The 26,472-nt window shown below is 41.4% G+C and carries 29 protein-coding genes, 1 tRNA gene and 1 riboswitch; of the genes, 16 read left to right on the top strand and 14 right to left on the bottom strand.

The features are described 5' to 3' along the window. Positions 1 to 250 precede the first annotated feature (250 nt). The 3 genes from ABIE26_RS17245 to ABIE26_RS17255 are packed head-to-tail and all read right to left on the bottom strand — an operon-like array spanning position 251 to position 4,587. Positions 251 to 2,665, bottom strand: a complete 2,415-nt coding sequence (locus ABIE26_RS17245; RefSeq protein ID WP_310144139.1) for a PAS domain-containing protein — start codon at positions 2,663 to 2,665, stop codon at positions 251 to 253. Between the two features lie 41 nt (positions 2,666 to 2,706). Further along, positions 2,707 to 4,149: a S41 family peptidase gene (locus tag ABIE26_RS17250; protein ID WP_310144141.1), complete on the bottom strand. Its 1,443-nt coding sequence runs from the start codon at positions 4,147 to 4,149 to the stop codon at positions 2,707 to 2,709. Between the two features lie 24 nt (positions 4,150 to 4,173). Next, positions 4,174 to 4,587 carry a hypothetical protein gene (locus ABIE26_RS17255; protein ID WP_310144144.1) on the bottom strand — a complete coding sequence of 138 codons (414 nt, stop codon included), beginning with the start codon at positions 4,585 to 4,587 and terminating at the stop codon, positions 4,174 to 4,176. A 239-nt stretch (positions 4,588 to 4,826) separates the two neighbouring features. Between ABIE26_RS17255 and ABIE26_RS17260 the strand changes: the two genes are divergently transcribed. From ABIE26_RS17260 to ABIE26_RS17280, 5 genes are all read left to right on the top strand, one after another. Continuing rightward, positions 4,827 to 4,970 carry a LuxR C-terminal-related transcriptional regulator gene (locus ABIE26_RS17260; protein WP_354376180.1) on the top strand — a complete coding sequence of 48 codons (144 nt, stop codon included), beginning with the start codon at positions 4,827 to 4,829 and terminating at the stop codon, positions 4,968 to 4,970. A gap of 59 nt (positions 4,971 to 5,029) precedes the next feature. Then, on the top strand, positions 5,030 to 6,166 hold the full coding sequence (locus tag ABIE26_RS17265) for a helix-turn-helix domain-containing protein (protein ID WP_310144147.1): 1,137 nt from the start codon (positions 5,030 to 5,032) through the stop codon (positions 6,164 to 6,166). 240 nt (positions 6,167 to 6,406) lie between these two features. Further along, the gene (locus ABIE26_RS17270) at positions 6,407 to 6,715 is read left to right on the top strand and encodes a hypothetical protein (protein ID WP_310144149.1); all 309 of its coding nucleotides are present in this window, start codon (positions 6,407 to 6,409) and stop codon (positions 6,713 to 6,715) included. Positions 6,716 to 6,774: 59 nt separating this feature from the next. Next, positions 6,775 to 7,359 (top strand): hypothetical protein, encoded by a 585-nt coding sequence (locus ABIE26_RS17275; protein ID WP_310144152.1) that lies wholly within the window; start codon positions 6,775 to 6,777, stop codon positions 7,357 to 7,359. An 11-nt stretch (positions 7,360 to 7,370) separates the two neighbouring features. Continuing rightward, a complete protein-coding gene (locus tag ABIE26_RS17280) occupies positions 7,371 to 8,132 on the top strand; it encodes a hypothetical protein (RefSeq protein WP_310144154.1) in 762 nt (253 codons plus the stop codon). A gap of 112 nt (positions 8,133 to 8,244) precedes the next feature. Here the strand turns inward: ABIE26_RS17280 and ABIE26_RS17285 are convergent. Beyond that, positions 8,245 to 8,324, bottom strand: a tRNA-Leu gene (locus tag ABIE26_RS17285). A 44-nt stretch (positions 8,325 to 8,368) separates the two neighbouring features. Then, on the bottom strand, positions 8,369 to 8,668 hold the full coding sequence (locus tag ABIE26_RS17290) for a DUF3817 domain-containing protein (RefSeq protein ID WP_310144157.1): 300 nt from the start codon (positions 8,666 to 8,668) through the stop codon (positions 8,369 to 8,371). Between the two features lie 407 nt (positions 8,669 to 9,075). Between ABIE26_RS17290 and ABIE26_RS17295 the strand changes: the two genes are divergently transcribed. Continuing rightward, positions 9,076 to 9,255: a histone H1 gene (locus ABIE26_RS17295; RefSeq protein WP_310144161.1), complete on the top strand. Its 180-nt coding sequence runs from the start codon at positions 9,076 to 9,078 to the stop codon at positions 9,253 to 9,255. A gap of 462 nt (positions 9,256 to 9,717) precedes the next feature. After that, complete coding sequence (locus ABIE26_RS17300) at positions 9,718 to 10,650, top strand: hypothetical protein (RefSeq protein WP_310144164.1); 933 nt, start codon at positions 9,718 to 9,720, stop codon at positions 10,648 to 10,650. A 59-nt stretch (positions 10,651 to 10,709) separates the two neighbouring features. Here the strand turns inward: ABIE26_RS17300 and ABIE26_RS17305 are convergent, their stop codons facing one another. Further along, entirely contained in the window at positions 10,710 to 11,582 is an 873-nt protein-coding gene (locus ABIE26_RS17305; RefSeq protein WP_310144166.1) for a pirin family protein, read from the bottom strand. Positions 11,583 to 11,719: 137 nt separating this feature from the next. Here ABIE26_RS17305 and ABIE26_RS17310 point away from each other — a divergent pair, with 137 nt between their 5' ends. Next, positions 11,720 to 12,061 (top strand): ArsR/SmtB family transcription factor, encoded by a 342-nt coding sequence (locus ABIE26_RS17310; RefSeq protein WP_310144169.1) that lies wholly within the window; start codon positions 11,720 to 11,722, stop codon positions 12,059 to 12,061. Beyond that, positions 12,048 to 12,527: an SRPBCC family protein gene (locus tag ABIE26_RS17315; protein WP_310144172.1), complete on the top strand. Its 480-nt coding sequence runs from the start codon at positions 12,048 to 12,050 to the stop codon at positions 12,525 to 12,527. The genes ABIE26_RS17310 and ABIE26_RS17315 overlap by 14 nt, the downstream gene beginning before the upstream one ends. Before the next feature lie 7 nt (positions 12,528 to 12,534). On the opposite strand, the gene ABIE26_RS17320 is transcribed toward ABIE26_RS17315, so the two are convergent. The 3 genes from ABIE26_RS17320 to ABIE26_RS17330 are packed head-to-tail and all read right to left on the bottom strand — an operon-like array spanning position 12,535 to position 14,737. Continuing rightward, positions 12,535 to 12,801 (bottom strand): hypothetical protein, encoded by a 267-nt coding sequence (locus ABIE26_RS17320; RefSeq protein WP_310144175.1) that lies wholly within the window; start codon positions 12,799 to 12,801, stop codon positions 12,535 to 12,537. Positions 12,802 to 12,804: 3 nt separating this feature from the next. Continuing rightward, on the bottom strand, positions 12,805 to 13,464 hold the full coding sequence (locus ABIE26_RS17325; RefSeq protein ID WP_310144179.1) for an HAD family hydrolase: 660 nt from the start codon (positions 13,462 to 13,464) through the stop codon (positions 12,805 to 12,807). A gap of 43 nt (positions 13,465 to 13,507) precedes the next feature. Further along, positions 13,508 to 14,737 carry a sterol desaturase family protein gene (locus ABIE26_RS17330; protein WP_310144184.1) on the bottom strand — a complete coding sequence of 410 codons (1,230 nt, stop codon included), beginning with the start codon at positions 14,735 to 14,737 and terminating at the stop codon, positions 13,508 to 13,510. Between the two features lie 219 nt (positions 14,738 to 14,956). After that, a riboswitch (SAM riboswitch) is annotated at positions 14,957 to 15,057 on the top strand. A gap of 58 nt (positions 15,058 to 15,115) precedes the next feature. On the opposite strand from ABIE26_RS17330, the gene ABIE26_RS17335 reads away from it, so the two are divergent. Next, the gene (locus tag ABIE26_RS17335; protein WP_310144187.1) at positions 15,116 to 16,273 is read left to right on the top strand and encodes a cysteine desulfurase family protein; all 1,158 of its coding nucleotides are present in this window, start codon (positions 15,116 to 15,118) and stop codon (positions 16,271 to 16,273) included. 38 nt (positions 16,274 to 16,311) lie between these two features. Here ABIE26_RS17335 and ABIE26_RS17340 read toward each other — a convergent pair whose 3' ends face one another. Then, entirely contained in the window at positions 16,312 to 16,806 is a 495-nt protein-coding gene (locus tag ABIE26_RS17340) for a DinB family protein (RefSeq protein ID WP_310144189.1), read from the bottom strand. Positions 16,807 to 16,953: 147 nt separating this feature from the next. Here ABIE26_RS17340 and ABIE26_RS17345 point away from each other — a divergent pair, with 147 nt between their 5' ends. Both ABIE26_RS17345 and ABIE26_RS17350 read left to right on the top strand, forming a co-directional pair. Continuing rightward, a complete protein-coding gene (locus ABIE26_RS17345; RefSeq protein ID WP_310144192.1) occupies positions 16,954 to 17,382 on the top strand; it encodes an SRPBCC family protein in 429 nt (142 codons plus the stop codon). Between the two features lie 154 nt (positions 17,383 to 17,536). After that, positions 17,537 to 18,184, top strand: coding sequence for a hypothetical protein (locus ABIE26_RS17350; RefSeq protein WP_310144195.1), 648 nt, complete (start codon positions 17,537 to 17,539; stop codon positions 18,182 to 18,184). A gap of 80 nt (positions 18,185 to 18,264) precedes the next feature. Here the strand turns inward: ABIE26_RS17350 and ABIE26_RS17355 are convergent, their stop codons facing one another. Further along, entirely contained in the window at positions 18,265 to 18,684 is a 420-nt protein-coding gene (locus ABIE26_RS17355; protein WP_310144198.1) for an OsmC family protein, read from the bottom strand. Positions 18,685 to 18,798: 114 nt separating this feature from the next. Between ABIE26_RS17355 and ABIE26_RS17360 the strand changes: the two genes are divergently transcribed. Then, complete coding sequence (locus ABIE26_RS17360; protein ID WP_310144200.1) at positions 18,799 to 19,566, top strand: hypothetical protein; 768 nt, start codon at positions 18,799 to 18,801, stop codon at positions 19,564 to 19,566. A 138-nt stretch (positions 19,567 to 19,704) separates the two neighbouring features. Next, entirely contained in the window at positions 19,705 to 22,080 is a 2,376-nt protein-coding gene (locus ABIE26_RS17365; RefSeq protein WP_310144203.1) for a PDZ domain-containing protein, read from the top strand. Here the strand turns inward: ABIE26_RS17365 and ABIE26_RS17370 are convergent. Then, positions 22,077 to 23,060 (bottom strand): TonB family protein, encoded by a 984-nt coding sequence (locus ABIE26_RS17370; RefSeq protein WP_354376181.1) that lies wholly within the window; start codon positions 23,058 to 23,060, stop codon positions 22,077 to 22,079. The two genes, ABIE26_RS17365 and ABIE26_RS17370, sit on opposite strands and share 4 nt — an antisense overlap. A gap of 191 nt (positions 23,061 to 23,251) precedes the next feature. Between ABIE26_RS17370 and ABIE26_RS17375 the strand changes: the two genes are divergently transcribed. Beyond that, entirely contained in the window at positions 23,252 to 23,569 is a 318-nt protein-coding gene (locus tag ABIE26_RS17375) for a helix-turn-helix domain-containing protein (RefSeq protein ID WP_354376182.1), read from the top strand. A gap of 8 nt (positions 23,570 to 23,577) precedes the next feature. Here ABIE26_RS17375 and ABIE26_RS17380 read toward each other — a convergent pair whose 3' ends face one another. Next, positions 23,578 to 24,594, bottom strand: coding sequence for a GntR family transcriptional regulator (locus ABIE26_RS17380; RefSeq protein ID WP_310144210.1), 1,017 nt, complete (start codon positions 24,592 to 24,594; stop codon positions 23,578 to 23,580). 55 nt (positions 24,595 to 24,649) lie between these two features. After that, positions 24,650 to 25,531, bottom strand: a complete 882-nt coding sequence (locus ABIE26_RS17385; protein ID WP_310144212.1) for an AraC family transcriptional regulator — start codon at positions 25,529 to 25,531, stop codon at positions 24,650 to 24,652. A gap of 130 nt (positions 25,532 to 25,661) precedes the next feature. Between ABIE26_RS17385 and ABIE26_RS17390 the strand changes: the two genes are divergently transcribed. Next, complete coding sequence (locus ABIE26_RS17390) at positions 25,662 to 26,435, top strand: phytanoyl-CoA dioxygenase family protein (RefSeq protein WP_310144216.1); 774 nt, start codon at positions 25,662 to 25,664, stop codon at positions 26,433 to 26,435. Positions 26,436 to 26,472 lie beyond the last annotated feature (37 nt).

The raw sequence follows: 26,472 nt of genomic DNA on the forward strand, positions 1-26,472 counted from the left end.
ACAGGGTGTTTTGGTATTGTTCCAAATGCTTTAACTTTTGTTGAGTCTGCAGGTGCATTATAGAATATAGTAAATAACAGGTTAGCCTTAATAACAACCAGAGTCCGGTCTAATGCTAACTGATCTGTGGCTAAAGGGCGAAAGTTATTCTTCCACCCTGAAGTTCTATAAACTCCTTACACAGCAGCGTTTTGATTTTAATAGACCTTAATCTGGCGGAAATGCGAGTTGTTTTCGGCATGTATAGAAATTACTGGTTGTTAACAAGAGGTAGCACAAAGTTAAAAACTGATCCCTTACCCAATTCACTTTCTGCCCAAATCTCACCATTATGCCGGCGAATGATTTCCGAACAGAGATAAAGCCCTATGCCAAACCCCGAAATCGATATGAGATTATCTTCAACCCGGTAATACCGATCAAAAATTCTTGGAAGGTCGTCAGTATTGATCCCGATGCCTTCATCCCTTACACTCACTTTGACACCGGCATCAAGCAATGTGGCGGAAATGGCAATCGTGGTATTTGAAGGTGAATATTTTACCGCATTGCTGATCAGGTTATGGATAACCTGTGCAATCTTTTCCCTGTCAGCATTTACCAAGGTAGGTACTACCTCATCAAAAATCACATTGTGGCTGATAATTGTAGTCAGGGATTCCTCTTTAGCTTCCCCGATCAACTCTGCCAGGTCAAACTCCTGCAGGTTAATGTGTATTTTTCCGGATTCGAGGCGGGATATGTTCAAAAAACCATTAATCATATTGGTCATTTTGGCAATCTGAATGTTTGCTTTTTCCAGCAAGCCTGCAGAGAAGTTATCTTCCCGCTGCCGCAGTTTAGCGAGCAGCACCTGGACGTAGCCTTTCATGGATGTTAGCGGGGTCTTTAACTCATGACTTACCATCGCTATAAAATCATTTTTGCGTTGTTCATCTTCTTTATGTTCAGTAATATCTATGATGATACCGGCAAAAAAGCTGTCTGCGCCGTTACTGTCATGTTGTAAGGTTCCCAGCCCCCTTAACCACCTGAGTTTGCCATCATGGAAACGCACTACCGGGTACTCCAGTTCGAAGCGCGCTCCCTTGGTCAGGGCAGCTTCAACCATCATGTATACTGTTGGCCTATAGTCCTCACGGATTTGAGTCATACATGCCTCGTAAGGCATATCTTCATCTGCCTTGAATCCAAAAAGTTCTTTCAGACGGGCTGAAGCGAGAAATTCCAGGGTCCTGGCATTAATAGAAAATGTTCCGGAATCCGATGCTTCTATTGCAAGGCGCAAAGCTGCCTCCGCTTCTTCAATCTTTTTGCGGGCTTCTATCAATTGCTGGTTCACTATTGCAAGTTCTTCGTTGGTAGCTTTCAGTTCTTCGTTTGATGCGGCCTGCTCTTCATTGGCGCTCATTAGTTCTTCATTAACGGCCTGCAGCTCTTCTGTTCCGCGTGCAAGTGCCTCCTGCAATTGCGTACGCTCGGTAACGTCTCTGGTGGTACCTGCAACAGCTTCAACTTCTCCGTTTTCATTGAGTACCGGAATCAGGATATAATCATAAATCCTTCTTCCAAGTATTGCATGAGGGAAGGCAACTTCGCCGCGAACCGATTCTTTTGTTGCCCTTACATGGTCAATTTCACGCTCGTGCATTGCAGCATGCCACTCTTCATATCCATTCTCGCGCAGGCCTTTGCCAATTGCCTCGTTCCAGGTTTTGCCCCACATCGTTAGCAGGGCACTATTGGCATAGGTAAAGCGGTAATCAAGATCCCATACGTACATCAAATCCGGCGTCCCGGAGGTTATTGTTTCATAAACCCTTTTTTGCTGATCGGCCTGCTCCCTTGCTTTGAGCAACTCTTGTTGGATCAGGATCATTTCGCTAACCTCAAAGACGAAGTTTACCACGCCGTCAATCCTGTTATATTCGTCTCTGCTGGCCTGAAAGGTAAAACTAAAGTACCTGTCTTTGGTAGGCCCCCCTTCGTATTCAGAAACCGGGATCATGACCTCATTCATTTCACAAGGTTCGCCCTGACTATAAACTTTAAGCAACATTTCCTGAATAGGCGTCCCGATCAGTTCCGGAAGTGCATCGAAGATGGGGCGCCCTATGAGTTCGCGACCAGGCAGTATTTGCTGATAGGCGGTATTTACGAGTTCGTAAACCAGGTCTGGGCCCTGCAGCACGCAGATCCCTGCATTTGCCTTCATGAAATAACTGTGTAAACGATCGCGCTCAGCCTTAAATGCGATTTTAGCGGCCAATTCCTTTTGCCGCTCGGCAATCTGCTTGGTGTTTTCCAGTACCCAAACTGTGACTTTCCTGACATTTCCATCCCCGTCTTTTATAGGGGAATATACGAATGTGACAAAAATCATTTCAGGCTGCCCATGTCGGATCAGCATCAGTTCTACTTCTTCGGCGTGGAAAGCCTCCCCGGTTCGGGCAACACCTGCTAGGGCAGATTCGTAATACTGCCGGGCCTCTGCAAAGGCATCCCAATAATACTGACCATAAATCGCTTCATAAGGCTTTCCTGCAACCTCCAGAAATTTTTCATTTACAACTTCTGCAATCAGTGTAGTCGCATCTAAAATGCAGATACCAATTGGCGCATAGAGAACTGAATAGTGAAAATCTTCAGCGTCGGGTAAGTACATAGATAAAATTTTAATGCCTGTTATTTATTGTTGTTATAATGCTAGTTCTTACTTTTTAGCCATACTTCTGCGGCCTGCAGTGCGGCATCCTGGGCTGCAACGGGCTTCACCAGCACATCCGGATAAATTCGGTTCAGGTATTTCTTTTTGTTGCGATCTGCAACATAACTGGATGCCAATAATAAGTTGGAGCCATCAGAAAGCCCAAACATCTGGTTTGCAGTAACGTAGCCTCCACTGGGCTCGCCAAACAACTTTGTGTTTTTTTGCCCGATAAAAGTAATTGCTGTCATCTCACCACTGCTGGAGGTCATAGGACCAATTAATACGGCTATTTTATTTTTCCTGTTGTTAACCTTGTAAGGGTTATTGATGGTCATACCCATCCCTGTTTTTCTATGTATCCAGGGATTGCCTGTGCGGCCTCTTATGAAATAACCCACCTTGCCATGGTCCAGCAAAGGGCCCAGACCTGAAATCATGGGGTACATATTGCCACCAGTATTTGTTCTCAGGTCAACCACCCATCCTTTGATTTTATTTGCGGTATCCAGATTTTTTATCAGGGTCTGGATATTTGCGGCAAACGCTTTCATTACCTCAATATTTGTTGAGCCAAATCCTGGTACAGCTATATAACCGAGTCCACCAGGCAATAGTTTGGCTTCTGGCTTGGCCTGAACGGTATTTCCGCTGGAATAATTTTTTGCGCTGACTTTATCCTGGATAAAAGAGTGGTTGTCGCCCGCTTTTCTCAATTGCTGCAATACAAAATTATTCAAAATCCTTGCATCGGCGATAGTCTTCAATCCCATGCCTAATGATTTCAGGTCTTCATCTACTGATTTCCAATTGATGGAATCGGTATAGATCGAATTTTGCCTCACAATATCTGTAAACTCTTTATTGAATTTTAGAACTTCAGCCGTAGGCTGATCATTTGTTCCATCGAATTCTTCAATGGCAAAATCATCAAACCATACTGTACCCGTTCCCTTGGTATACGCTCCGAAAAATAAGCTTTTGGCTGCTTTAGGAACAATGAGGTTCATCGAATACTTTTGCCAGTCGGAAGTACCGGTAATGGTCACACCCTGCATTCCAGAATTCTCAAAACCAATCCTTTTTTTGTTTTCATCCCAAACCTGGCACCACATGGCAACGTTGCCCTTCAGGTTTTCAGTTTTGATGTATGCTGTAATTTTTATTCTTTTAATCTGATTAACAACTATGGGAATGTTCTGCGAAACATTCAGGAATTTAGAAGGATCTTGTGGTTTACCTTCCATTTTCAGCGAATAGCCCCCATCATGTTTTACATCGCCTGCCAAAGCGGCGGTGTAACCCGCAACGGGAGCTACATTCCAAAGGGCAGGTAAATCGGAATTTGTATTTGTTTTTTGTTCAAAACCCGGGTTTTGAAACTGAGCAGATGCAGAAATGGCATAGAGATAAAAGCAAAAACTGAGCAGAATTTTTTTCATAGCGTAAAGTTGTCAGATAATAAGTTAAGCCCCTTCCAGGGCCAGGTTAATAAATTTTTCTACCTCATCGTTAAGGTCTTCCTTAAAGTACATTCTGAAATGATGGTTAAACTGGTTGCTGCCCGGAACCTGACCTGTTTTAATAAAACACAAATTATCCGGATACAACTGTTTGAAAATAAATACTGCATGTATAAAATTTTTTCCAAGCTGGGAAATGTAAATTATTCTTCGTCCCTCATATTCGATACTGATCATGGTTTTAATCGTGTTCAGATGCACATCTGCCTTGCTTTTCAAACAATTGATAAAATGTTCAAAAAGCATTAGTGTATACTCCGACTTGCCCGCTAAGAAATCGGCTACCGTTTTTTCATTACAGGCATGCGACTGATTTGTTTTCAGAAAATTTTGCTGGCATTGGGGACAGGTCCACATAAGCAAGTTGGAATAATTTATTGTTAATATCGCTAATTTACGAGGAAATATGGTATTGAAAAATCCGGATTGGAATTGAAAGATGCCAATTTGTTATAGGCCTTTTTTCTTTTTTAGCATTAATAATGTTTGTCTGTTAACATTATAATCCCACTCAGCATACAACTATGCAAAAAAGACAGCCCCTGAAAACGTAACCAAAAAAAATCCGATTAGCTCGCTTACAATTTGACATTTATGTGAAACGCAGCACGAAAGAAATTGCAATGCTACTTAATGTTGAGTCCAAAAGTATCCGCATGAGCAAATATCGCTTAAAGCAAAAAATGAATCTGCATAAAGAAGATGACTTGGAGGCATATATCAACAAAATGATAACTTGAATATATTTCATATTTTTGAGTTGATCAATAACATCAGGCTACCCATACAAAACAACAGCATGTTATACTTCACCAGTATTGCAATTTCATTATACTTGTTCATACTACTAGCAGTTAAGCCCAATAAAATAACTGCTGATAAACTACTAATGATTTGGCAGCTGGTAGCAACGCTTCATTTAGCCAGTCTGTATTTACAGGTTTCAGGAAACTATCGCCAATTTCCCAATTTAATAGGCTGGGGAGATTTATTAGCATTTGTACATGGGCCTTTTCTGTATCTATATATTCTTCATCTTACCACACCAATAAAATTCAGTAAGAAAAAGCTACTTCATTTCTTACCTATTGCTTCTGCCTACCTTTTATGGATATCTTTTTTATTACAAAAACCGGTTCAAAAACTATTGCTTTATGATCAGGGCTTTTCCTCTTCTTATTACAAGACCATTGGAATCATCACCAATGTTGGCATCATCATTTCGGGAATTGTTTATGTCTTAGCCTCAGTTGTTTTACTGCATCGATATAAGAAAAAAATAACCGAAAAATTTTCAGATACAGATAAAATCAGCTTGAATTGGCTACGCTATCTCATCGCAGGCATCGCTGGAATTTGGGTCTTTGTTGTTTTTTATCCTACAGCAGAGAGCATCTATTTCAGTGCCTCGCTATATATCTGTTTCATTGGCTTTTTTGGTGTACGTCAACAGCAAATATTCAAAACCACCAATGCTGCAACCGAGCGTCACACTTCATCTCCACAAAGCAGAAATCCTTCAGCAGAACCCGCTAACGTAGATTTATTATCTAATAAAATAAAATATGACTGGTCTTCTCTTACAGAAGACGAAGTTGAGCGTATTTTCCTGCAACTTAACAGGATAATGGCGCAAGAAAAACTATACAAAAATGCGGAACTAACGCTGAGCAAATTAGCCGATTCCTTACAGCTAAAAGATGTGGCGCTATCGCAAGTCATCAATTCTAAATTTAACAAAAGTTTTTACGACTATATCAATTCGCTTAGGGTAGATGAATGTGTAAAAATGATTGCCGATGAAAAAAATCAAAACTATACGCTGCTAGCTATCGCTTTTGATTGCGGCTTCAATTCTAAATCGTCTTTCAATCGCAATTTTCGAAAATTTGCAGGTAAATCTCCTTCAGATTTTCTCAGAAAACAGCCGAAATAACATATCCCAAGGCGTATAGTTCCTCCTTTCATTTCTTATTACTCAATTATTCCTTCGCGATAACACATACTGGTAAAATCGATTTATTTCATTTATTATCAACTGCTTAAAGTACACAACCGCTTTAACTAACCCATTTTTACAAGCCAATAAAAGGTGCCACGAAGCCTCGTGGGGCGATTATCATTTCTCAGTGTTCCACCTTTGCCATTAAAACGCTGAAATTTTAAATCGATAATCATGAAAACAAAACTTTTTTTATTTTCCGCGCTAATCTCTACAATGATATTGACCTTCATATCCTGCAAAAAAGATAAGGTTGAGGTCCTCACTAAGGTTTATCCGAAAAGTTCACCAAGGTGGCATTTCCTTTTAGTAAAAAAACGTGTCGTAAATGCAAATAACAACGTCACAATGGGATTTACGGCTGTTGGCCCTGGGGGAGTAAAGGGTGAAATTTATATCGATGACTGTTTTATGTTAAAGCGACTGGCAATGGCTCCCCAAAAAACAGGAGGGTGTAACTTCTGGAATTCAAATATTTTTTAAATACCTGCATAACAGCATATTTACATATTGTAACTATCTAATATATAACCCACTAAAATATGAATACACGATCTATAGGTTTGGTAACCATCTTGATCCCGCTAGTCTTCCAGCTACAGGCGCAAAAGACACCTAAAGTAATTAGCCCGAATATCCCCTTTGACAAAGTAGCAGCTGAAGCCATGATCGGCAAAGACGGTACCTGCAACATCAAGGGCTTTGTATCTAAAAAAAGCAACTACATGGTTAACCTGGTAGAGTTATATCCCTGCACCGATTATTTCCTCGAATTCCTCGAACTCAAAAAGAAAGACAAAAAGGGTAAGAAAGCGATATATCTCTCAGACGAAGCCTTCAGCTACCGGATATTGACCATGATCGGTGCAGATGGCAGCTTTGAATTCAAAGGGCTGAATCCGGGCAAGTATTATCTGCAAACAAGGGTCGTACAGACCAAGGTAGGTAACGGTGAAAAGCAAGTGGGCACTGAAACCACTACCACCTACAATGGTTATGGGGTACAGGTGGGACAAGGCAGCCGGGCCATCATGGAAAAGACCCGCTACCTGTACCAGACCGACGAGAACCTTGCGAAAATTGTAGAGATCAATGCCAATGGGCAGGTTATTAATCTTACACTCTAAAATTACCAGACATGACCACAAAAATAATGGCAGGCTGTGCCTTATTCATGGCTTTATCGATAAGAACCATGGCACAGATTGTACGTATACCTGACGCGAATTTCAAAAGAAGTATCATTGAGCAAGGTGTTGATACCAATGGAGACGGAGAAATCCAGATAGAAGAAGCCAGAAGGGTGACTGTATTGTATACTACCAAATCCGATATTGTTTCACTGGAAGGCATCAAAAGCTTTGTCAACCTGGTGGATTTTGGCTTTCACGAAAACAAAGTGAAAACGGTAGACGTTTCGGGTATGAAAAAACTCAAATTTATATATGGTTTTGACAACCAGTTGGAAACCATTCTGACAAAAGGCTGCGATAGCCTGGTGAATATCAGTTGCCACAAGAACAAGCTCAGGAGTATCGATGTTTCTCACCTGAAAAAATTAGTCGTTTTAAGCCTGGGGTGGAATTTGCTTACCCGGCTGGATGTAAGTAATCATACCTCACTACTGCAATTGGAGGTGAATGACAATTCACTCCAGGAAATAAAATTCAACAATTGTCCTGAAATGCTCGATATCTGGATGTCTAAGAATCAAATAGCACATCCTATCGACCTTAGAGCAATGCCCAGGCTGAAGTTTTTCAGAGCTCATTCCAATCCCATCCCTGCACTGGATATCCGAGGCCTTGCCAATCTTGAAACCTGCAGGTGTTATGATTCGAATATCAAAACGCTCAACCTAAGTGGCACGGTAAAACTAAATGACCTGAGTTGGTATTAATAAAAAATGATACAGATTAAAATAATTCTTCTCTTTTGGATACATGGTTTGAACTAAAAGATTTCATAAAACGAAAACAGCTAACATATTGATTGTTAGCTGTTTTCTAATGTACCCAGCGCCGGAGTCGAACCGGCACGGTTTCCCACAGGTGTTTGAGACCAGCGCGTCTACCAATTCCGCCAGCTGGGCATTGCTTCGTTAGCGGGTTGCAAATGTATAAATTGAATAACTAATTACCAAGATTTATTTGAATTATCTTCTTTTAACTTTTTATCTACCCAAAAAGGGGCAAAAGGAAGGAGGGAGGCAACACCAATTAATGCTGACTTTTTAAAACTCCATTTGTATTCTACCCAGGCCATAATTAACAGCACTACGTATAGCATAAACAAAAGCCCGTGTGCCCATCCGGTATATTTAACTGCCAGGGGCATTTCGGCCCAGTATTTTAAAGGCATGGCAATAAATACCAGCAATACATAAGAAATACCCTCGGCAATTGCCACTTTTCTGAAAATAGATAATGTATCCATACAATTGATTTTGGGCCGAAAATACCTTAAAACAGCAGTACAAAAAAGGGAATGAGGGCTTTTTTACACTGTTTTAACCAACTCTTTATTGATTTCGCCGATAAGCTATATTATATAAGTATAAACTGAAAATACAAAGGCTGCCTTTTAAAGCAGCCTTTGATAACCAAATATAAATTAAACGAGTAAAGATTTGTTTGTGCTTCGCAGCATGAAACCTTAAAAAAGCTAAGTATAAACAAAACATGGAAAAGTTGTCAAAACAGCAAGCTTTGGTACAAATATAATAAATACTACTAAAATAGTAGAATTTATTTGTGTTTTTGTTTTTAAAGCTCTATGTTTACTTTATCAGTGCTTAAGGGCATATTATTTAAAGAACATTGTAAACTTAAAAAGAAGTAATCATGAACAAATTTGCAAAACTAAAAGAAGTAGTAGCTGCTGTAGAAACAGACGTAGAAAAATTTTATAAAGGTGGGAACAGTGCTGCCGGAACAAGGGTTCGTAAAGCACTTCAGGAAATCAAAGGTCTGGCTCAGGAAATCCGTACCGAGATTACTGAAAAGAAAAATGCAGGAAAATAATTCCTGACCAGAATAAAAAAGTCCGTTATGATCATAGCCGACTTTTTTATTCTGGTCAATAGCTAATCCTTACACATGTCCTTTGGTTCTGTTTGTGCTGCGTTCGGAATGCGTTCGAGAGTGGCATGACCTTGAACACTCATTGGTTATCCCCTGGCAAGGCCTTTGGCTATATCAAGGCTTTACCAACCGCTCATCAACGCCGACCCAATACGCCTTCAAAGTAAAACGCATCCCGAATACAAACAGTTTATATCTACTGCTGGAACCATTACCTCCACCAAAAAACACTTCTTCCTTTTAAGTACGAAGATTTCCTAATTTTATATAAAATGGGCACCCATATTATGGCTAAGTATAGCTTACTATGCCTATACAAAATCTATAACAGGTACAATTTTAATTATTTCTAAAAAATATTATTCATCTTAGCGATATGTTGGCACCTCTTCTATGAAAAAAATGCACTATTTGATAACCTTTTGCGTGCTGTTGTTGACTATTGGGGTAGATGCCCAGGATATAGCATTGTACAGATTATCGCCCATTGAAAAAAGTAATATGGGCTTTGTTTCCCTATCGGATAACTACCCTTTAAGCACTCATTCCGACTCTTTAGCTATCCCTGATATCAAAGCTAAGGGCGCAAAATCCGCGAAGTATTTTAAGCTGGACCAGACTTACCGGAAGAGGTTTCTTTCCAAAACAAAGACTGCTGAAACAGACCAGGTGTTCATATACGATTATGCTACCAATGCACTTGCTGCTTTTGCAGTAAAAGATCTGAATGTGGTTGCTATGCTCAATGTATATTCCGATGAAAGCGACTGGCCTTATGCTCAGGAAGATTATATGTTTGGCTTTGAAATAAAGCTAGATGGACTAAAAGGATTCGGAGCGTATTTTAATACCGTTTTGGTGGCCCTGGGTAAAAAGAACCCCTTTGAGGCGCAGGCACTGAAGCCAGTTGTGTGGAAGAAAATCAAGGCAAGTGATTTTCCACAAAAAGCGGTAAAAAAGGATGTTGCTTTGCAAGCCGGGAAATACATGCCGGGTGCCTTTTACAGGTTTGAGGGGGAAGGATTTCAATATTTTGTACGTGATTATGTGCGAGACAACCACACGTTTGCAAGACGCTTGGTTGTGCTTCAACCCAAAACACAAAAAATAATTTACGAAAAGGTTTACAGTGAAAGCGAGGGGGTATCCCTGGCGCCCCTTAATTATGTGGATAACAATAAGGACACTTCAATAAACCAATGGACCGGGAAGCTTTTTAAGAATAAGGCAGCAGTTATTTTTGGTTTTGAATATCAGTCCTTCGGATGTCCGGGCATTACAATTTTGGGCCAGCCTGCCGAAGAAATCTACATCAATTGCGACAACAGGCATTGAAAAATTAATCTGAACAAAAGGAAGGGGTGCTTTTATAACAAACACCCCTTCCTTTTTGTTTAATCTTCCAGTACCCCGAATTTTCCCATGTTGAAATCAAGGATAGCCTGTTTGATTTCTGCTTCTGTATTCATTACAAAAGGTCCGTAGCTTACTATTGGTTCATTTAATGGTTCGCCACTTAACAAAAGCACCACACTTTGCTGATTTGCCTTAATGGAAACCTCTTCGCCCTGGTTTTCGAACAATACAAAACTGTGTTCTGTGGCAATTTCACCATTTACTTCTATGCTGCCATTTACAACCAGCAAGGCTGTGTTATGACCCGATGGAATATTGGTGCTTACACTTGCCCCTGCATTCAGCTTAATGTCGAACAGATTTACCGCACTGTAGGTTTCGGCAGGACCAGCAACGCCATTAAAATTTCCGGCAATTACATTAACCACGCCTCCATTGTCGGGCAATTCTACTTTACCCATTCCGGCTGCTGCCAGCTCCTGGTAATGTGGTGTGGTAGATTTGTCTTTTTTAGGGAGGTTTACCCAAAGCTGTACCATTTCGAAAGGGCCACCTTTTTTAGAAAAGGCTTCTTCATGGTATTCTTTGTGCAGAATTCCATTACCGGCTGTCATCCATTGCACATCACCGGCATTGATGATACCACTGCTTCCGGTGCTATCGTGATGCGCCACGCTTCCTTTATAGGCAATGGTTACAGTTTCGAAGCCTTTATGAGGATGTACACCAACACCCCTCAGATGGGCTGAAGGGCCAAAATCATATTCAGGATTAAAGTCTAACATTAAAAACGGACTTATTCTCTCCTGAGGGATACCAGCTCCGGGAATATAATTAAATACCCTGAAGCCATCGCCAACCATATGCGGACGGCCAGGATTTGCCACAATTTTTTCAATTAACTTTTTCATTTTGTTTCTCCTTTTTTAAGTACATCAAAGGTAATCCACAATTTTGTGCTGTTTATTGATGTAGGATAAGAAGTATTTTAAAAAATACTTGCGCAATTAAATGATTGCATTTATATTTGCAATCATATAGTTGCATAATGAAGACCAGAAGAGATGTATTTCAGGCAATTGCCGACCCTGTGCGCAGGGAGATTATACAAAGGGTGGCCGCTGAGCCGCTGAACCTGAACGCCGTGGCCGAATCTTTCGAGATCAGTCGACAGGCCATTTCAAAACACATCCAGATTTTAACGGAATGCGGCCTGGTGGTGATTACCCAGAAGGGCAGAGAGCGGTTTTGCGAGGTACAGCTGGAAAAGCTGGTTGAAGTAACCGATTGGGTTGAGCAATCAAGAAAACAGTGGGTGGGCAAATTTGAAAAACTGGATAATTATTTAAAGAAAATACAAACTAAAAGCAAAGACGATGGAACAAGCTAAAAAGGAACTTAAAATAAGCCATCTTTTTGATGCCCCGATGGAATTGGTATTTCAGGCATGGGCAGATCCTGAACAATTGGTTCAATGGTACGCACCTGATGGCTGTACTATTGAATTTAAATCAATAGACATACAGGAAGGTGGAACTTTTCATTCCTGCATTCATGACCCGGTTCATGGCGATTGCTGGGTGATGGGAACCTATACAAGGGTAAGGCCCTCTGAAGAGCTGGTGTTTTCGATGATCCTGACCAATGAGACAGGAGATGATGTTACGGCAGCGCAGACGGGGAAACCCGAAGAATGGCCAAAAGAAATCATTACCACGGTTACTTTAAGTCCGGTTGGACGGCAAACCAAGCTGGTACTGCATCAGACTGTATCAGAAGAGAGTGCAAAACAAAGTGGTGCATACCAAAGCTGGATCAAGATGTTTAACCGCCTGGAGAACTTAGTGAACAGTTAGGTTTTGCCTATTCTTCTTCTTCGAGATAAATCTCGTGAACCAGGAATTTTATGCCCTTTATCGGCTCCAGGAGTTCAGCAATGTCTTCAGAGCCGATAGGGTAAATGGTTTCTCCGCTATCCGGAATTTCTGAATCAGGTACCAGCTCAAAAAACTTTACAGGCAAGTCTGTATCCAGTTCAACCAGCTTGATGTATTTCACCCCATTGTCTTTCCAGTCCTGCAATATCTGTACGTTGAATTGAACGTAGGGATTTCTGTTTTCGTTTTCCATATGCTATTTAAATAAATGGCTGATGCTGGCGTAAGACAATTCTGTATAATCGTTAATGTATAAACTGCATGGTGGAAGTTCATCTTTGGTGTGTGAACTCAATACACCCACTACCTGCATTCCGGCGTTTAAGGCAGCCGAAATCCCGGAAAAGGAATCTTCAAAAACCAGGCATTGCTGTGTAGGTACGCCCAGATTAGCTGCAGAACTTAAATACACTTCCGGATCGGGCTTATGTTTTTTGACGTCTTCGCTTGCCATAACAGAACCCAGCATTTCACGGATGTTGATTTTACCCAGAATGAGGTCGAGATTTGCATAGGGCGCAGAAGTGGCAACGCCCAACTTTACACTATTGTTTTTTAAATCGTTCACAAATGCTACAAAGCCTGCAATAGGCTCAATATGGGGCTCATAGATTTTTCTGAACAGGCTTTCCTTTTCCTCTTCCATCTCCAGTAATTCATTACCGGTTATGGGCCTTTTTAAAAAGTGGGTAAGGATATAGCTGTTACTTTTTCCGAACATATGCCGGGCAAATTCTTCATCGGTTGGGGTAAGGTTGCGGGCCGAAAAAAAATCTCTGAAAGCAAGGGAGTGATAAGGATTTGTATGGCAAATGACGCCATCCATGTCAAAAATGACGGCTACTTCTTTATTCATGCTGCAAAGTTAACAGGTTTTTTGAACAGAATGGATTCCGGCACTATTCGGTATATATTTTTTCGTACCGGAGCACATAGTTGCGGTAATGCAGACTTAACCTGAAGACGCTCTCGAGCACAATCAGTGCTACAGCAGGCAGGATGAGCAGTTCAAAAATATCAAGTTTCCAGAAAATAAAGGCCAGTACCACAATCAGCCTGATACATTCCAGGTAATAGATCCATTTTCTCTGCTCCATCAGCGCCCCGCAATTGATCAGTGTAAGCAATATAAAAGCAACGATAAAAAGTTTATCATAGGGGGCCAGGCCGGTATAGGCTGCGGTAATAAAGGTGAGCAGGGCAATACAAAGGGTAAGCTGCAGATCCAGGTAGGTCCGGAATTTAAAACGATAGGATGTAACTGGTTTTTGCTGCAGGTACCGTTTTTCGAGCAATGGCCTGATTTCCTGGTCTAATTGTGCCGGACTGCCAAAAATGATCCTGACTTTGGCCCGGAAACCTTTGGCTCGTTTGCAGGCTTCTGCTATTTCAAGATAATAGTGAAAATGCTGCCAGAGGAAACTATAGCTTTTAATGGGATGCGTTAAACCGTACTTCGGTTTTTCTTCTTCCTTTTGAAAAGTTCCGAACAGCTTATCCCAGAACACAAAAACGTCACCGTAATTTTTATCGAGGTATTTTTCATTGCTGGCATGGTGTACACCATGCAGGGAGGGGGTGATAAAGATATGTTCCAGCCAGCCGAGTTTCCCGATCAGTTGGGTATGGGTAAAGAAAGAATAGGTACCATGTATCAGCAAAATGGCAATGACCATTGCGGGATGAAAACCTATAAAAGGGATGATACACCAGAAAATGTTCCGGATCAGCGCCTGAAACACCGTAATTCTTGCAGAGACGGTAAGGTTGAATTCTTCACTTTGATGATGTACAATATGGGCAGCCCAGAAAAAGTTGATGGTGTGCCCCAGCCGGTGGTACCAATACCATACCAGGTCGGTAGTGAGGATGAGCAGTACCCATACCCACCATTTGTTGGGGATTGGGAATAGCGCATAGTTTTCATACACCCAATAAAACAGGCTGTAAAAGCTGGCCGAAATAAAAAGGTTGAGTAACCGTTCAGCAATGCCTATGCTCAGGTTGGCAATAGAACCTTCGTATTTAAATATACTGATCCTGTTCATCCTGATGGCCAGCTGGTATTCCAGGAAAAGAAAAATAAAGAATGCAGGTATGGCAAAGGCCAGATAATTGAGCTGGATCATTGTGATTTACTGATTTAAGGGATTGCATTTTTAAGGTCTAAACAAAGCCAGACCATCCGGTCTGGCTTAAATGAACAAAACTCAGATGTACCAAATAATCTAAAGTTTTTGCTAAGATATAAATATAATCTACTAAAATAGTAGTATTTTAAAATAAAGTATACTATTTTTGTAGTCTATTGCTATATTTGCTTTCAATAACAGTTCTTAAATTTATTTTACTTATCCAGAAAGACTGAGGGAAAGGCCCTGTGAAGTCTTGGCAACCTGTATTTTACAAGGTGCTAATTCCTGCCGTCAGTTTGACGGGAAGATAAGATCGTTTCAGCTCAGCGCTATCCGGATAAGTGTATTTGATCATTTTAAACTTTAACGGATATGAGAATTTATCTAGACAATGCCGCAACAACTCCTTTAAGCAAAGCCGTATTCAGGGCTATGGAACCTTATCTTTTCGAAAACTTTGGCAACCCATCCTCAGCACATCACTTTGGCCGCGAGGCCCGGGCCGCAATCAGCCAGTCGCGCAGTATCATTGCCGATGTGCTGAACACCAGCCCCGACCACATCATCTTCACTTCTGGTGGGACGGAGGCCGATAATACGGCTATCATTTCTGCAATCCGCAGCAACAATATAAAGCTTGCCATCACTACAAGATTGGAACATCATGCGGTATTGAACACTTTAAAGGCGCTGGAGCAGCGTGGGGAGGTTAGGCTGCTTTACCTTAACCATGATGCAAAGGGGCTGCTTTCCCTTAGCCATCTGGATCAGCTGCTGGCAGCAAACGACCGTGCTTTTGTATCAATAATGCATGGCAATAATGAAATCGGTAATTTAAATGATATTGCGCAGATCGCCCAAGTCTGTAGTCATTATGATGCTATTTTTCATTCTGATACCGTACAGACCATGGGCCAGTATAAATACGACACCCAAAAATTAGGCGCTGATTTTCTGGTTGGCTCTGCGCATAAATTTCATGGTCCTAAAGGCATTGGCTTTTTGTACAAAAGATCAGGCGAACCTTTAAGCCCTTTTATAAATGGCGGTGCGCAGGAGGGGGGACAGCGCAGCGGCACTGAAAATGTGGCGGGAATTGTAGGGTTGGCAAAGGCACTTGAACTGGCTTACAGCAACAGCGCGTTTAATCAGGCTTATATTGCCGATTTGAAAGAACGTATGATCTATAAGCTGACCAGCAAAATTCCGGGTATTGGTTTTAATGGGAATTCATTATTGAAGGAACTGAGCCTTTCTACGGTGCTCAGTGTGACGCTGCCAGATACAGGCGTTTCAGTCTTAAACTATCTGGATCAACATCACATCTGTGCTTCAGGTGGAAGTGCCTGTAACAGTAATTCCGGTAAAGCCTCGCATGTGTTGAATGCGCTGCGTACCAGTCCTGATCGCAATACCATCAGGTTTTCATTTAGCAGGTACAATACTGCCGAAGAGGTTGACTATGCGGTTGACCAGCTTGCCGGTCTTTTTATAAAGGAAATTGCTCATGAAGTTGAGGTGGTGGAATAAATAAAAAAGCCTGGTGCGGTGACTCCGGGTTGTTTGCATTATAAGTTTGAGGCTTTAATATAAATGGGGTTCGTGTTTTGTTGTGCGGCAATCAGGCAACCAATTTGTCCGTAGTGATAATAATCGTGCTGCACAATTCCTTTGACCAGGTATATAAAATCATATGATCTGGTGGGAACAGGATTTTTCCATTTATTGTCGGAGAAATCGTTTAAAGATCTGATAAGAACTGCTTGAGATTGACGGAAATTGTTTAATGTTTTTTCCCAGGAATCTGCATTGGGCCAGTCGCCTTCGGTATTGTCAGTAATGTTGAACGTAATATCCCCCTGAAGTTTTTTAGCGACAAAGTTTCTCCAAGCGGCCATATGTGCCACAATTTCTGCAATGTTATGGTTAAAGGCGGGGACCCTTCTTAAGGCCTTTTCGGTATTCAGGGTGGCCACTTTATCTTCAAAGTTTTCAGTTACCCATGGGTCGCCGCTGTAAAATTCTGTTAACTGCTTTATGATTTGTTCTTTTAATGTATCCATAATTATATATTTTGTTAATTGTCAAGATTAAACAAATTCGAGGATTAAAAGTTCTTTGTCGCAATGTACCCGGTAAATGTCGTTTTTCCCCATCACCAGTTGTAAAAATGCGACCTATCTTTACATCATAAACAAAAACAAAGAAATATGGAAACAGCAAATAAAACTAAAATCACCGTAGCAGCTACAGTGAATGCACCAGTTGAAAAAGTATGGGAATTCTGGAACGCACCTGCGCACATAGTAAAATGGTGTAGTGCCTCTGATGACTGGCATACCCCAAAAGCAGAAAATGACCTGCGTGTTGGCGGAGCATTCTCCTCACGTATGGAAGCTAAGGACGGTAGTTTTGGCTTTGATTTCGGTGGTATTTACGATGAGGTGGAAACCCATAAGCTGATTGCCTATACGCTTGGCGACGGTAGGAAAGTAGAGATTACTTTTTCGGGAAATGGAGATACAACAGAGGTGACTGAAACTTTTGAGGCAGAAGAGACCAATTCCATTGAAATGCAGCAGGGCGGATGGCAGGCCATAATGAATAACTTTAAAAGATATGCAGAGCAGCATAAATAGCTTTTTGTGAATTAAATTCAGGCAAATCGCCGTCGGGCAGAACTTCCCTTTCACCGGGTAGAACTGCCTTTCTGCCTATTGTTCATTTCGGGGGCCGCCTGCTGATTCTACTTTTGACCCAACAATTAACAAAAGTAAAATTAGAACAAACCCTATGAACAACAAATTAAAAACAATCGTAACTGTATTCGCACTCTTAACCGGTGCTTCTTTTAGCTATGCTCAATCTTCAGTAATGAAAGATCCGGTAAGTTATAAGTTAAAAAACGGGATGACCATTATCGTGGCCGAAAATGAAGCAACACCTAAAGTTTTTGCCAACCTGAGCTTTGAAGCGACCGACAAATACCTGGCAGAGAAAGCAGTAGTAAAAGAAGTATTGACAACAATGTTGAACCAGGAACTTACTGCAATGGATGCCGGTCTTAGCTTTAGCGACAAAGGCATTAACCTGGCGACCCAACACGATCAGTTTGAAAACGCACTGCAAACTTTGTATGCTTATATCAGTGCACCTGCATTTAACCAGGATGCATTTGCCAAAGCAAAAAACACAGTATTGGCCCATTTAACTGCACAGGATAAATATTTCCCGGCTACTGTGAATAAAAACAGCCTGGCTAAACTTACACTTGACGATGTGAATGTTTATTATAATGAGATCAACAATCCTGCTCAGACTGTTTTGACAGTTGCGGGAAACATCACAGCCGGACTTGCTAAAAATTATACTAAAAAAGCAATGAACCAGCAGAAGCCAGTGACAGAAGTCAATAAAACCTACCTGGTTTCAAACAACTAAATTTTTGAAAACCTAACCAAACTTATACAAATAAGTTAATAGGGTGTCTGAGGCTTTTGCCAAGGACACCTTTTATTTTGTTAAGGTTTAAGGTCAACTGAATAAGTGATCTCAACGCCTCCGGCAACCAGCATGTCATGCACGGAGCAATATTTTCTTACTGCCAGTTCTGCTGCACGTGCTGCCTTATCTTCGTTGATCTCTCCGGTAAGGGTAAAGGTCATGTGAATTTTAGTAAAGATTGTTGGGATCTGTTCTCTTCGCTGCCCTTCAACTGAAACTGAAAAATCCCTGATCACCTGTTTCTGCTTTTTCAGGATACTGATCAGGTCCAGTGAGCTGCAGGAGCCAAGGGCCATCAACACCATTTCCATTGGTCGTACACCCAGACCAAGACCTCCGATTTCGGGCGAACCGTCGATGTTAACCTTTACTGTCGACGATGGGCTTGATGCTTCAAAATGAACGGCATCATTTATTCTGTTTAATTCTACTTTCATTCGTTGTTCTATCGTGTTTTGGGGAGTTTACATTTTTGAACTAAATTACAGAAATTGATGCCTCGTTTCAAATTCAAATCCTTTATCTTTATAAACGCAGAATTTTATGACATTATGAAAAGATATCTTCTATTACTTCTTGTATGTACAGCATTGTCGGGGTATGCACAGAATACCATCAACAATTACAAATATGTATTGGTGCCTGAGCAGTTCAGCTTTTTTAAGCAGATAGACCAGTATGGCTTGAACAATCTGACCAAAGCATTGCTGGAAGAAAAAGGTTTTACCGTTTATTTTGACAATAAGGATTTACCTGCTGACATAGCCAATAACAAATGCAGGGCAATGAATGCCGATCTGATAGAAAAAAAAGGGATGTTTACCACCACACTTACCTTAGTCCTGAAGGATTGCCAGGGAAATGTGGTATTTAAAGGCAAAGAAGGTAAAAGCCGGGAGAAGGAGTTCAATGCTTCCTATAATGAAGCTTTGAGAAATGCCTTTGCTTCCCTGAATGAACTGCCGTATGCTTTTACCGTGGAGAGAACGGGAACTGCCCTTGTGGAAACACGAGCAGTTGATGTACCTGCAAAGGCGCCTGCTGTGCCTGTATCAGCCCCTGTTAACCAGCCTGTGGTAGCAGCCGAAGTTACACAGGCCTCCGGAACATTGTACGCGCAGGCTACTGCCAATGGATTTCAACTGATAGACACGACACCTAAAAAGGTACTTACCCTTTTTAAAACCTCAGCGCAGGATTATTTTATTGCTGACAATGGCCAGTCGAATGGAATTGTACTGAAAAAGAACGGGGAGTGGTTTTTTGAATATTACAGCAACGATAAGCTCATTTCTGAAAAGCTGCTGATCAAGTTTTAGGAAGCTGTTTAACATAGGCAGTACCAGGTTCGTGTCCCCAAATCGGTATATGATCTGCCAAAAACACTGAATGTTAGGCCAAAATTACGAAAGAAAGCTTAGCAATAAGGTGGTAATTTTCCAGTTCATTTACCAGATATGAACATAAAACTACTCGTATGCGCTATATTGTTTACAGGGTTTGTCTTTCAGGCTAAAGCTGCTGATTTTTACATTTCCCCTTCGGGTAACGATAAAAATCCGGGTACATTTAAACTGCCCTTTGCTACAATTGAAAGGGCTAAAAAGGAAATTGTAAGGATCGGGGGGGAAGAGGCCATCACCTTTTATTTACGCGGCGGCACTTATTATCTGCCGCAAACATTGGTATTTACCGCTCAGCATTCGGGAACTTTGGGTAAACCGGTAACATTCAGTGCCTATAAAAACGAAGTTCCTGTAATTAGTGGCGGAGCGCGCCTGCGGCTTCAATGGACGGCTTATAAGCAGGGGATCTTTAAAGCCAAAGTTCCTGCAGGTTTGCAGTCAGATCAGCTTTTTGTCAACGGAAAAAGGCAGCACATGGCCAGGTATCCTGATTTTGACCTTAAGGCACAGTATTATAACGGCTTTGCTGCCGATGCATTCAGTAAAGAACGGGCTGCTGGCTGGAATGACCCGGTAGGGGGATATATCCATGCCATGCATAAAGCGATGTGGGGAGATTATCACTACCTGATTACAGGAAAGGACAGTTCGGGAAATGTAGTTTATACCGGGGGCTGGCAAAACAACAGGCAGATGGGGATGGATCCCGAACGAAGATATGTTGAAAATATATTTGAAGAGTTGGATGCTCCCTGTGAATGGTATCTGGACCGGCAAAAAAATGAACTGTATTTTTATCCGGAAAAAGGATTGGAATTGAAGACAGCCCTGATTGAAACTGTACGTTTAAAGCATTTGGTAGAGCTGAACGGCAATGAACAACACCCGGTTAAATTTTTGCAATTTAAGGGAATAACCTTTTTACATTCGGCCCGGAGTTTCATGGAAAATAAAGAACCGCTGCTGCGGAGCGATTGGACCATTTATAGGGGGGGCATGTTTTTGATAAACGGGGCTGAAGATTGCGGGATCACAAATTGCATTTTAGACCAGGCTGGAGGCAATGCAATATTTGTAAACAACTACAACCGGCGTATAAAAATTACCGGTTGCCATATTGATAAGGCGGGATCAAGCGGGGTTGCTTTTGTAGGTGATCCCAAGGCCGTGCGCAACCCGCTGTTTGAATACAACCAGGTACAGGAACTGAGTGCTATGGATAAAGAAGCGGGACCAAAAACTGCAAATTACCCTGCAAACTGCCTAGTAGAAGACTGCCTGATCCATGAATCGGGCCGGGTAGAAAAACAAACGGCAGGGGTTCAGATAGAAATGGCGCAGCAGATCACCGTCAGGCACTGCTCTATTTATGACGTGCCCAGGGCAGGAATTAACATAGGAAGCGGTGCATGGGGCGGGCATTTGATAGAATGGAATGATGTTTTTAATACGGTAATGGAGACGGGTGATCATGGTTCGTTCAATTCATGGGGCAGGGATCGCTTCTGGCGGCCAAACCGCAAAGAAGTAGACAGCTGGGTTAAAGAAAGACCGGAACTTCCATTTCTGGAAGCAGTTAAAACCGTTATCATCCGGAATAACCGTTGGAGATGCGACCATGGCTGGGATATTGACCTTGACGACGGCTCAACAAATTACCTCATTCAAAACAATATCTGCTTAAACGGCGGGTTAAAGAACAGGGAAGGTTATAACAGGGTAGTAGAAAATAACATCATGGTAAATAACTCCTTTCACCCCCATGTATGGTACCAGAACAGCAATGATATTTTTAAGCGAAACATAGTTTTTACTCCCTATAAGCCAATTGGTATGCCGAAGGTTTGGGGTAAACAGATAGATTCAAATTTTCATCATCAGCCGGGGCAAAAAACTGTGGCTGCCCATGAATTGCAACAGCAAACCGGCCAGGATCAGCATTCTTTAAGCGGTAATGCACTATTTGTGGACCCCGAAATAGGCGATTACAGAGTTAGGGAAAATTCACCTGCATTAAAGACTGGTTTTAAAAACTTTCCTATGACGGGTTTCGGCGTAGTGAGTCCTGCTTTAAAAAAACTGGCCCGAACCCCCGTATTTCCAAGGTCGATACCTTTGTCTAAAACACCTGGTCGTAGCTCAGCGATTTCCGGCTGGCTCGGAAGCAGTGTAAGAAATATTCTTGGACAAGGCGAAATGTCGGCGTATGGTTTGGCCGGAGAAGCTGGCGTATTGGTATTGGATGTGCCCCACGGCAGCCCTATTGTCAAAAGCGGTATTTTAAAAGACGATGTTATCGTTTCTGTAAACTCAAAAACAGTGAAAGATATAGATGAGCTGGCGAAGATACCTGCTCCACGCAACGGGGTCTATAAAGTAGAGGTTATCCGGAATCAGAAATCAATATTTTTTGAAGTGAAGCCTTAGTTCTGGAACGGATTCCGCTGCCCGTTAAGTGAAAATGAAATTGGTATATTGTATCTGACCTTTATCGGAAAACCGTGCTGACGCCCCGGAACCCACCTGGGAGCCTGCTCAATTACCCTCATGGCTTCACTATCAAGCGATGGATATAAGCTGCGTTCTACCTTCACATCAGCTGTTGTACCATCTTTATCAACCGTGAAACTGAGATATACTTTCCCCTGGATATCATTCTTCATTGCATCTTTAGGATATCTTATGGCCCACTTGAGGTAAGCATATAAGCGCTGCATTCCACCCTTAGGTGCGGGCATGCTTTCCATTTCTGTGTAGCTGTGCTTAACTCCGTCTTTTTCACTTTCGCCAGAAATGAATTTACCTTTTTCGTATAGTTCCTTGTACCAGCAGTTGCCGGAATCCGTTTTCATGGTCCAATAGCCATGTTTTAAGCCATCCTTATAATCTCCTTCCATCACTGAACCCCCAAATTCTTTGCTGCGTTCTACAATATGTCCGTTACCGTCTTTTACCATAACCTGGCCAAGGGAGTCTGCCTGGTATTTAATTAGTTTATCTGAATTGTAATTGGATTTAGAAGGGACATACTCAAGCGTTTGCCGTAATGTCCCGTTTTCAAAAAAGTAAAAAGCCGGACCATTTAAACGGCTTTTTTCGTAGAAAACTGTACGTTCCTTGTTTCCGTTCCGATAATAGGAAATGTATTGTCCTTCAAAACTAATTCCTGGATATTTTGCCCAGGAGATTTTGGCCTGGGCCCTTTTCTTGCCATCGGAATAAAATTCAAAAAAATCCAGGTACTGGTTGCCGCTGTCTGGCTCTTGAACGATCCTGATAAAATCAGCACTGTCCTTACTGGAAATTTTTTTGCCCTTTTTGTAAAAAGTGATATCCTGTTTTTTTTGTGCGTTTACCTGTTGCATTGTACAGATAAAAACGACAAGTATCCACAGTTTTTTTGTCATTATTAAAGGAGAATAAGCGTATTAAGATTTAATTTTTTTGCCAAGTTAAGTATTCTTTGCATGAAATTTTGATTTTTTTATAGGGCTACAAGCGCTGAATCGAATGAATAAAGTGAACAGGCTTATCTTGGTTTAACATAATTATCTTCGAGGCAAACTAAACTAACTCTAAGGATAATAAAACCAAGGAAATGAACGAGAGTACTGGTAAAAAGATTAAAATGCTAAGGCGCCAGAAAAAATGGGCACAAAAAGAAATGGCAGGTATGCTGGAGATTTCTGTTCCTGCATACAGCAAAATAGAATGCGAAATTACCGACATCAATATCACAAGATTAATGCAGGTAGCGATGGTTTTGGGTGTTGAAGCCAGTTCACTACTGCCCGGTCATAATGGCGATGAACTGATGCTCCAGGAGAACAACAGGCTAAAAGAAAAAATTAAAAGTATAGAAAGGGAAATGATGAACCTGCAGGCCAAGCTAATCGACATGTATGAGGCAAGGTAAAGTCTCCCTTAAAAAGATTTTCTGTCTATCATCAGGAAAGGGTTTTCAATACACCTGGGTTTGTTCTTAATTACCATATCTGCCATTGATTTTCCCATCTGCTCAAAATCGGTAGTGATGGTCGTAATGCCATCTGCAATGATACTTTTAAGTGGCGTCTCGTTATAAGAAAGAATGCCGATATCAGTTCCAAGTTTCCATTTGTTTTTTCTCGCCGCACGCATCAATTTAACCAGGTCATTATCATCCATAGTGATACAGCAGTCAAATTGCAAGGGTTCATATTCCAGGGTATTTCTAATCACTTCTGCCGGAAAATCAGTCTTTTTAAATATCGCCTTAAAGCCATTTACTACACCTTCAGTTTTGATGTTATCCGGAAACAATAAAACGATACGTTTGTACTTTTTCAACCGCTCAAAATGTGCTTTTAATATCCCGGAGATATCTTTTTCATAATTCTGACATACGCATGGGTAAACACTGCCAAATTCATTTAATCCGGAATCGAGTATATAGAGTTTTTTAGGATCCAGTTGTTTTAATATTCCACCAGTTTTTTTGTTGATCTCGGGCATGATCACAAAAGTATTGTAATAGGCCGCGTGGTTCCTGACCAACGTTTCAAAAACATTGATGTTGTGGTGATGAAAATAGAGGTCTACCGTGGCCTGGTTCCTGATCTGCTCAATGAAAGCATTGTATAATACTTCCCGGTAAGGATTAAAAGTGCTCAGCAGCAGGAAAATGTTCTTTTTCAATTGAACATTTGTGCTGGTTACAAAATACCCCTTTCCGGGTGTTGAATCAATAATTCCAGCTGTTTTTAATTCATTGTAGGCCTTAAATATAGAGCCCCTGGCGAGGGAGTGCATAGCTGCAATCGAATTCACAGAAGGCAGGATATCGCCGTTCTTTAACGTGCCATCCGCTATTGCCTCATAAACGGAAGCTACAATCTGTTTATACAGTGGCAACGCCAGGGTATTGTCGATTTTTATGATTGCAACGTCAGTGATACCCATCTTCTTTTGTTTATTTTTTGCAAAAATAGACCATAAATCTTTTAAATTATAGTATTTAAGTTCTTATACCATTTTGTCTGAATTCAGCCGGACTTAAACCGGTATATTTTTTAAATACTGTAGCAAAGTACTGCGAAGAAGAGAAGTTGAGCTTAAATGCGATAGTGGTTACAGATTCCCCGCCGGGCAGCCTCAATAATTTTTTTCCTTCATCAACTTTTGTTCGAAGGATGTAATCTACGGGGGGCATACCGAGTTCTTTTTTGAACCAGCTTTTAAAATGCGAATCAGACATACACAGCTCTTTGGCCAGGATTTCTATAGGCAGGTTCTGATAAATGTTATTGTGTATATAGTTTTTGATTTCTTCAATCCTGTCAGATTGTTCCCTGATTACTTTCTTTTGTGAATATTCAATTACCATTAATAAAAAACTGCTGATCAGATTTAAGGTTTGCAACTTATGTATGGGTTGTTGTACCGGCTCATCGTGCAGGGCAAAAAGCTGATCCAATATTTTCTTCATGCCTTCCGCCCCCTTAAAATGCCGTTCTTTTATACCCATAAGTTCCTTTATAAATACGGCAGATTCTTCTTTGTCGTAGTGAAAGAACCTTTCCTTTTCTGGAATCTGAACAATTAACCAGTACAAAGTTCCTTTTTCCTCCGGATGCCTGGCGGTTCCATGCGGTTCATTTGGAAATGTGATGAAAACATCACCGCCCTTTAGCTGGTATTCTTTGCCATTGACTTCGTATACCTGCATGCCTTTGTCGCAATAACAAATTTCCATCATGCCATCATGGGCATGTGTTTCCAGTTCGCCATGAACATGTTTATAGGAATATCTTCCCAGTCTCACCCTGCCCTCAAGGTTAAACTTGCTGAAATTTATAATGCTCCTTTCTGTGGTGGAGCGGGTATCAAAATCCGACATGTATAAAATTGTATGTTCATACTAAATTGAAAGTTATGCAGCAGCTCAAAGGTTAAATTTGATAAAATAATTCAGTAAATCAAATAAGGGGTAACCCCGGACGCTGGATAATAAAACCAAATGTATGCCTATGAAAAGATCATATCTGTCTGCTGAGCAGATAGCTTTTTTTAATGCCAATGGGTATCTGACTGTTGAAGATATCATCACACCCGAAGAAGTTGAACAGTATAAAGCGATTTATAATGATTTTCTGTCGGAGAAAATTGATGTAGGAGCCAATCGCTCCGATCTGGGAGATGGCCTGGGGAAAAACCGCGCTAAAGAGAACATTACCCAGATTATGTGGCCAAGTGATTTTGTCAACGAACTGATCCGCATGCCCTATCACCAGCGGGCACTGGCCATTAGTCGTGAATTGATTGGTGAAGATGCAGAGATGGATTTTGATATGTTGATCAACAAGGCTCCCTATTCCAATACCATCACTCCCTGGCATCAGGACGAGGCTTACTGGTTAAATGTCCCCGATAAGCGGGCTGCAAGCTGCTGGCTGGCCCTTGATGAGGCTACTGTAAACAATGGCTGTATGTGGTTTGTGCCTGGTTCCAACTTAAAAGAGGTGAGACCTCATCGTTTTGCCGGTAAAGAGGGTGGCGCATTGACCTGTGATGCGACAGAACGTGAGGGTACTTTTGTAGAGCTTAAACCCGGGTCCTGTACTTTTCATCAGGGACGTACCTTACATTACAGCAGGGGAAATTCAACCTCAACAAACAGAAGAGCTTTTATTTTAAACTTCAGGCCTGCCGAAATGATCAGATACGAACGTGAACGGGGGTTTGATCATGGTAAGAACAATGCAGGTGACAGGAAATTAAAGAACGACGATTTTAAAAAATAAGTCTGAAATGTTAAAAACCGTTTTAGGTTTGGAACTC

Origin of the sequence: Pedobacter africanus (assembly GCF_040548825.1) — a bacterium.
Taxonomy (GTDB): domain Bacteria; phylum Bacteroidota; class Bacteroidia; order Sphingobacteriales; family Sphingobacteriaceae; genus Pedobacter; species Pedobacter africanus_A.

Bases quoted from the DNA above. Each gene is read 5' to 3' on its own strand.
- ABIE26_RS17370 (WP_354376181.1), bottom strand. From the start codon at position 23,060: ATGACAAAAAAACTGTGGATACTTGTCGTTTTTATCTGTACAATGCAA.
- ABIE26_RS17245 (WP_310144139.1), bottom strand. From the start codon at position 2,665: ATGTACTTACCCGACGCTGAAGATTTTCACTATTCAGTTCTCTATGCG.
- ABIE26_RS17335 (WP_310144187.1), top strand. From the start codon at position 15,116: ATGAGAATTTATCTAGACAATGCCGCAACAACTCCTTTAAGCAAAGCC.
- ABIE26_RS17295 (WP_310144161.1), top strand. From the start codon at position 9,076: ATGAACAAATTTGCAAAACTAAAAGAAGTAGTAGCTGCTGTAGAAACA.
- ABIE26_RS17250 (WP_310144141.1), bottom strand. From the start codon at position 4,149: ATGAAAAAAATTCTGCTCAGTTTTTGCTTTTATCTCTATGCCATTTCT.
- ABIE26_RS17255 (WP_310144144.1), bottom strand. From the start codon at position 4,587: ATGTGGACCTGTCCCCAATGCCAGCAAAATTTTCTGAAAACAAATCAG.
- ABIE26_RS17315 (WP_310144172.1), top strand. From the start codon at position 12,048: ATGGAACAAGCTAAAAAGGAACTTAAAATAAGCCATCTTTTTGATGCC.
- ABIE26_RS17350 (WP_310144195.1), top strand. From the start codon at position 17,537: ATGAACAACAAATTAAAAACAATCGTAACTGTATTCGCACTCTTAACC.
- ABIE26_RS17390 (WP_310144216.1), top strand. From the start codon at position 25,662: ATGAAAAGATCATATCTGTCTGCTGAGCAGATAGCTTTTTTTAATGCC.
- ABIE26_RS17310 (WP_310144169.1), top strand. From the start codon at position 11,720: ATGAAGACCAGAAGAGATGTATTTCAGGCAATTGCCGACCCTGTGCGC.
- ABIE26_RS17385 (WP_310144212.1), bottom strand. From the start codon at position 25,531: ATGTCGGATTTTGATACCCGCTCCACCACAGAAAGGAGCATTATAAAT.
- ABIE26_RS17375 (WP_354376182.1), top strand. From the start codon at position 23,252: ATGAACGAGAGTACTGGTAAAAAGATTAAAATGCTAAGGCGCCAGAAA.
- ABIE26_RS17340 (WP_310144189.1), bottom strand. From the start codon at position 16,806: ATGGATACATTAAAAGAACAAATCATAAAGCAGTTAACAGAATTTTAC.
- ABIE26_RS17355 (WP_310144198.1), bottom strand. From the start codon at position 18,684: ATGAAAGTAGAATTAAACAGAATAAATGATGCCGTTCATTTTGAAGCA.
- ABIE26_RS17320 (WP_310144175.1), bottom strand. From the start codon at position 12,801: ATGGAAAACGAAAACAGAAATCCCTACGTTCAATTCAACGTACAGATA.
- ABIE26_RS17325 (WP_310144179.1), bottom strand. From the start codon at position 13,464: ATGAATAAAGAAGTAGCCGTCATTTTTGACATGGATGGCGTCATTTGC.
- ABIE26_RS17270 (WP_310144149.1), top strand. From the start codon at position 6,407: ATGAAAACAAAACTTTTTTTATTTTCCGCGCTAATCTCTACAATGATA.
- ABIE26_RS17300 (WP_310144164.1), top strand. From the start codon at position 9,718: ATGCACTATTTGATAACCTTTTGCGTGCTGTTGTTGACTATTGGGGTA.
- ABIE26_RS17365 (WP_310144203.1), top strand. From the start codon at position 19,705: ATGAACATAAAACTACTCGTATGCGCTATATTGTTTACAGGGTTTGTC.
- ABIE26_RS17275 (WP_310144152.1), top strand. From the start codon at position 6,775: ATGAATACACGATCTATAGGTTTGGTAACCATCTTGATCCCGCTAGTC.
- ABIE26_RS17280 (WP_310144154.1), top strand. From the start codon at position 7,371: ATGACCACAAAAATAATGGCAGGCTGTGCCTTATTCATGGCTTTATCG.
- ABIE26_RS17380 (WP_310144210.1), bottom strand. From the start codon at position 24,594: ATGGGTATCACTGACGTTGCAATCATAAAAATCGACAATACCCTGGCG.
- ABIE26_RS17265 (WP_310144147.1), top strand. From the start codon at position 5,030: ATGTTATACTTCACCAGTATTGCAATTTCATTATACTTGTTCATACTA.
- ABIE26_RS17345 (WP_310144192.1), top strand. From the start codon at position 16,954: ATGGAAACAGCAAATAAAACTAAAATCACCGTAGCAGCTACAGTGAAT.
- ABIE26_RS17360 (WP_310144200.1), top strand. From the start codon at position 18,799: ATGAAAAGATATCTTCTATTACTTCTTGTATGTACAGCATTGTCGGGG.
- ABIE26_RS17290 (WP_310144157.1), bottom strand. From the start codon at position 8,668: ATGGATACATTATCTATTTTCAGAAAAGTGGCAATTGCCGAGGGTATT.
- ABIE26_RS17305 (WP_310144166.1), bottom strand. From the start codon at position 11,582: ATGAAAAAGTTAATTGAAAAAATTGTGGCAAATCCTGGCCGTCCGCAT.
- ABIE26_RS17330 (WP_310144184.1), bottom strand. From the start codon at position 14,737: ATGATCCAGCTCAATTATCTGGCCTTTGCCATACCTGCATTCTTTATT.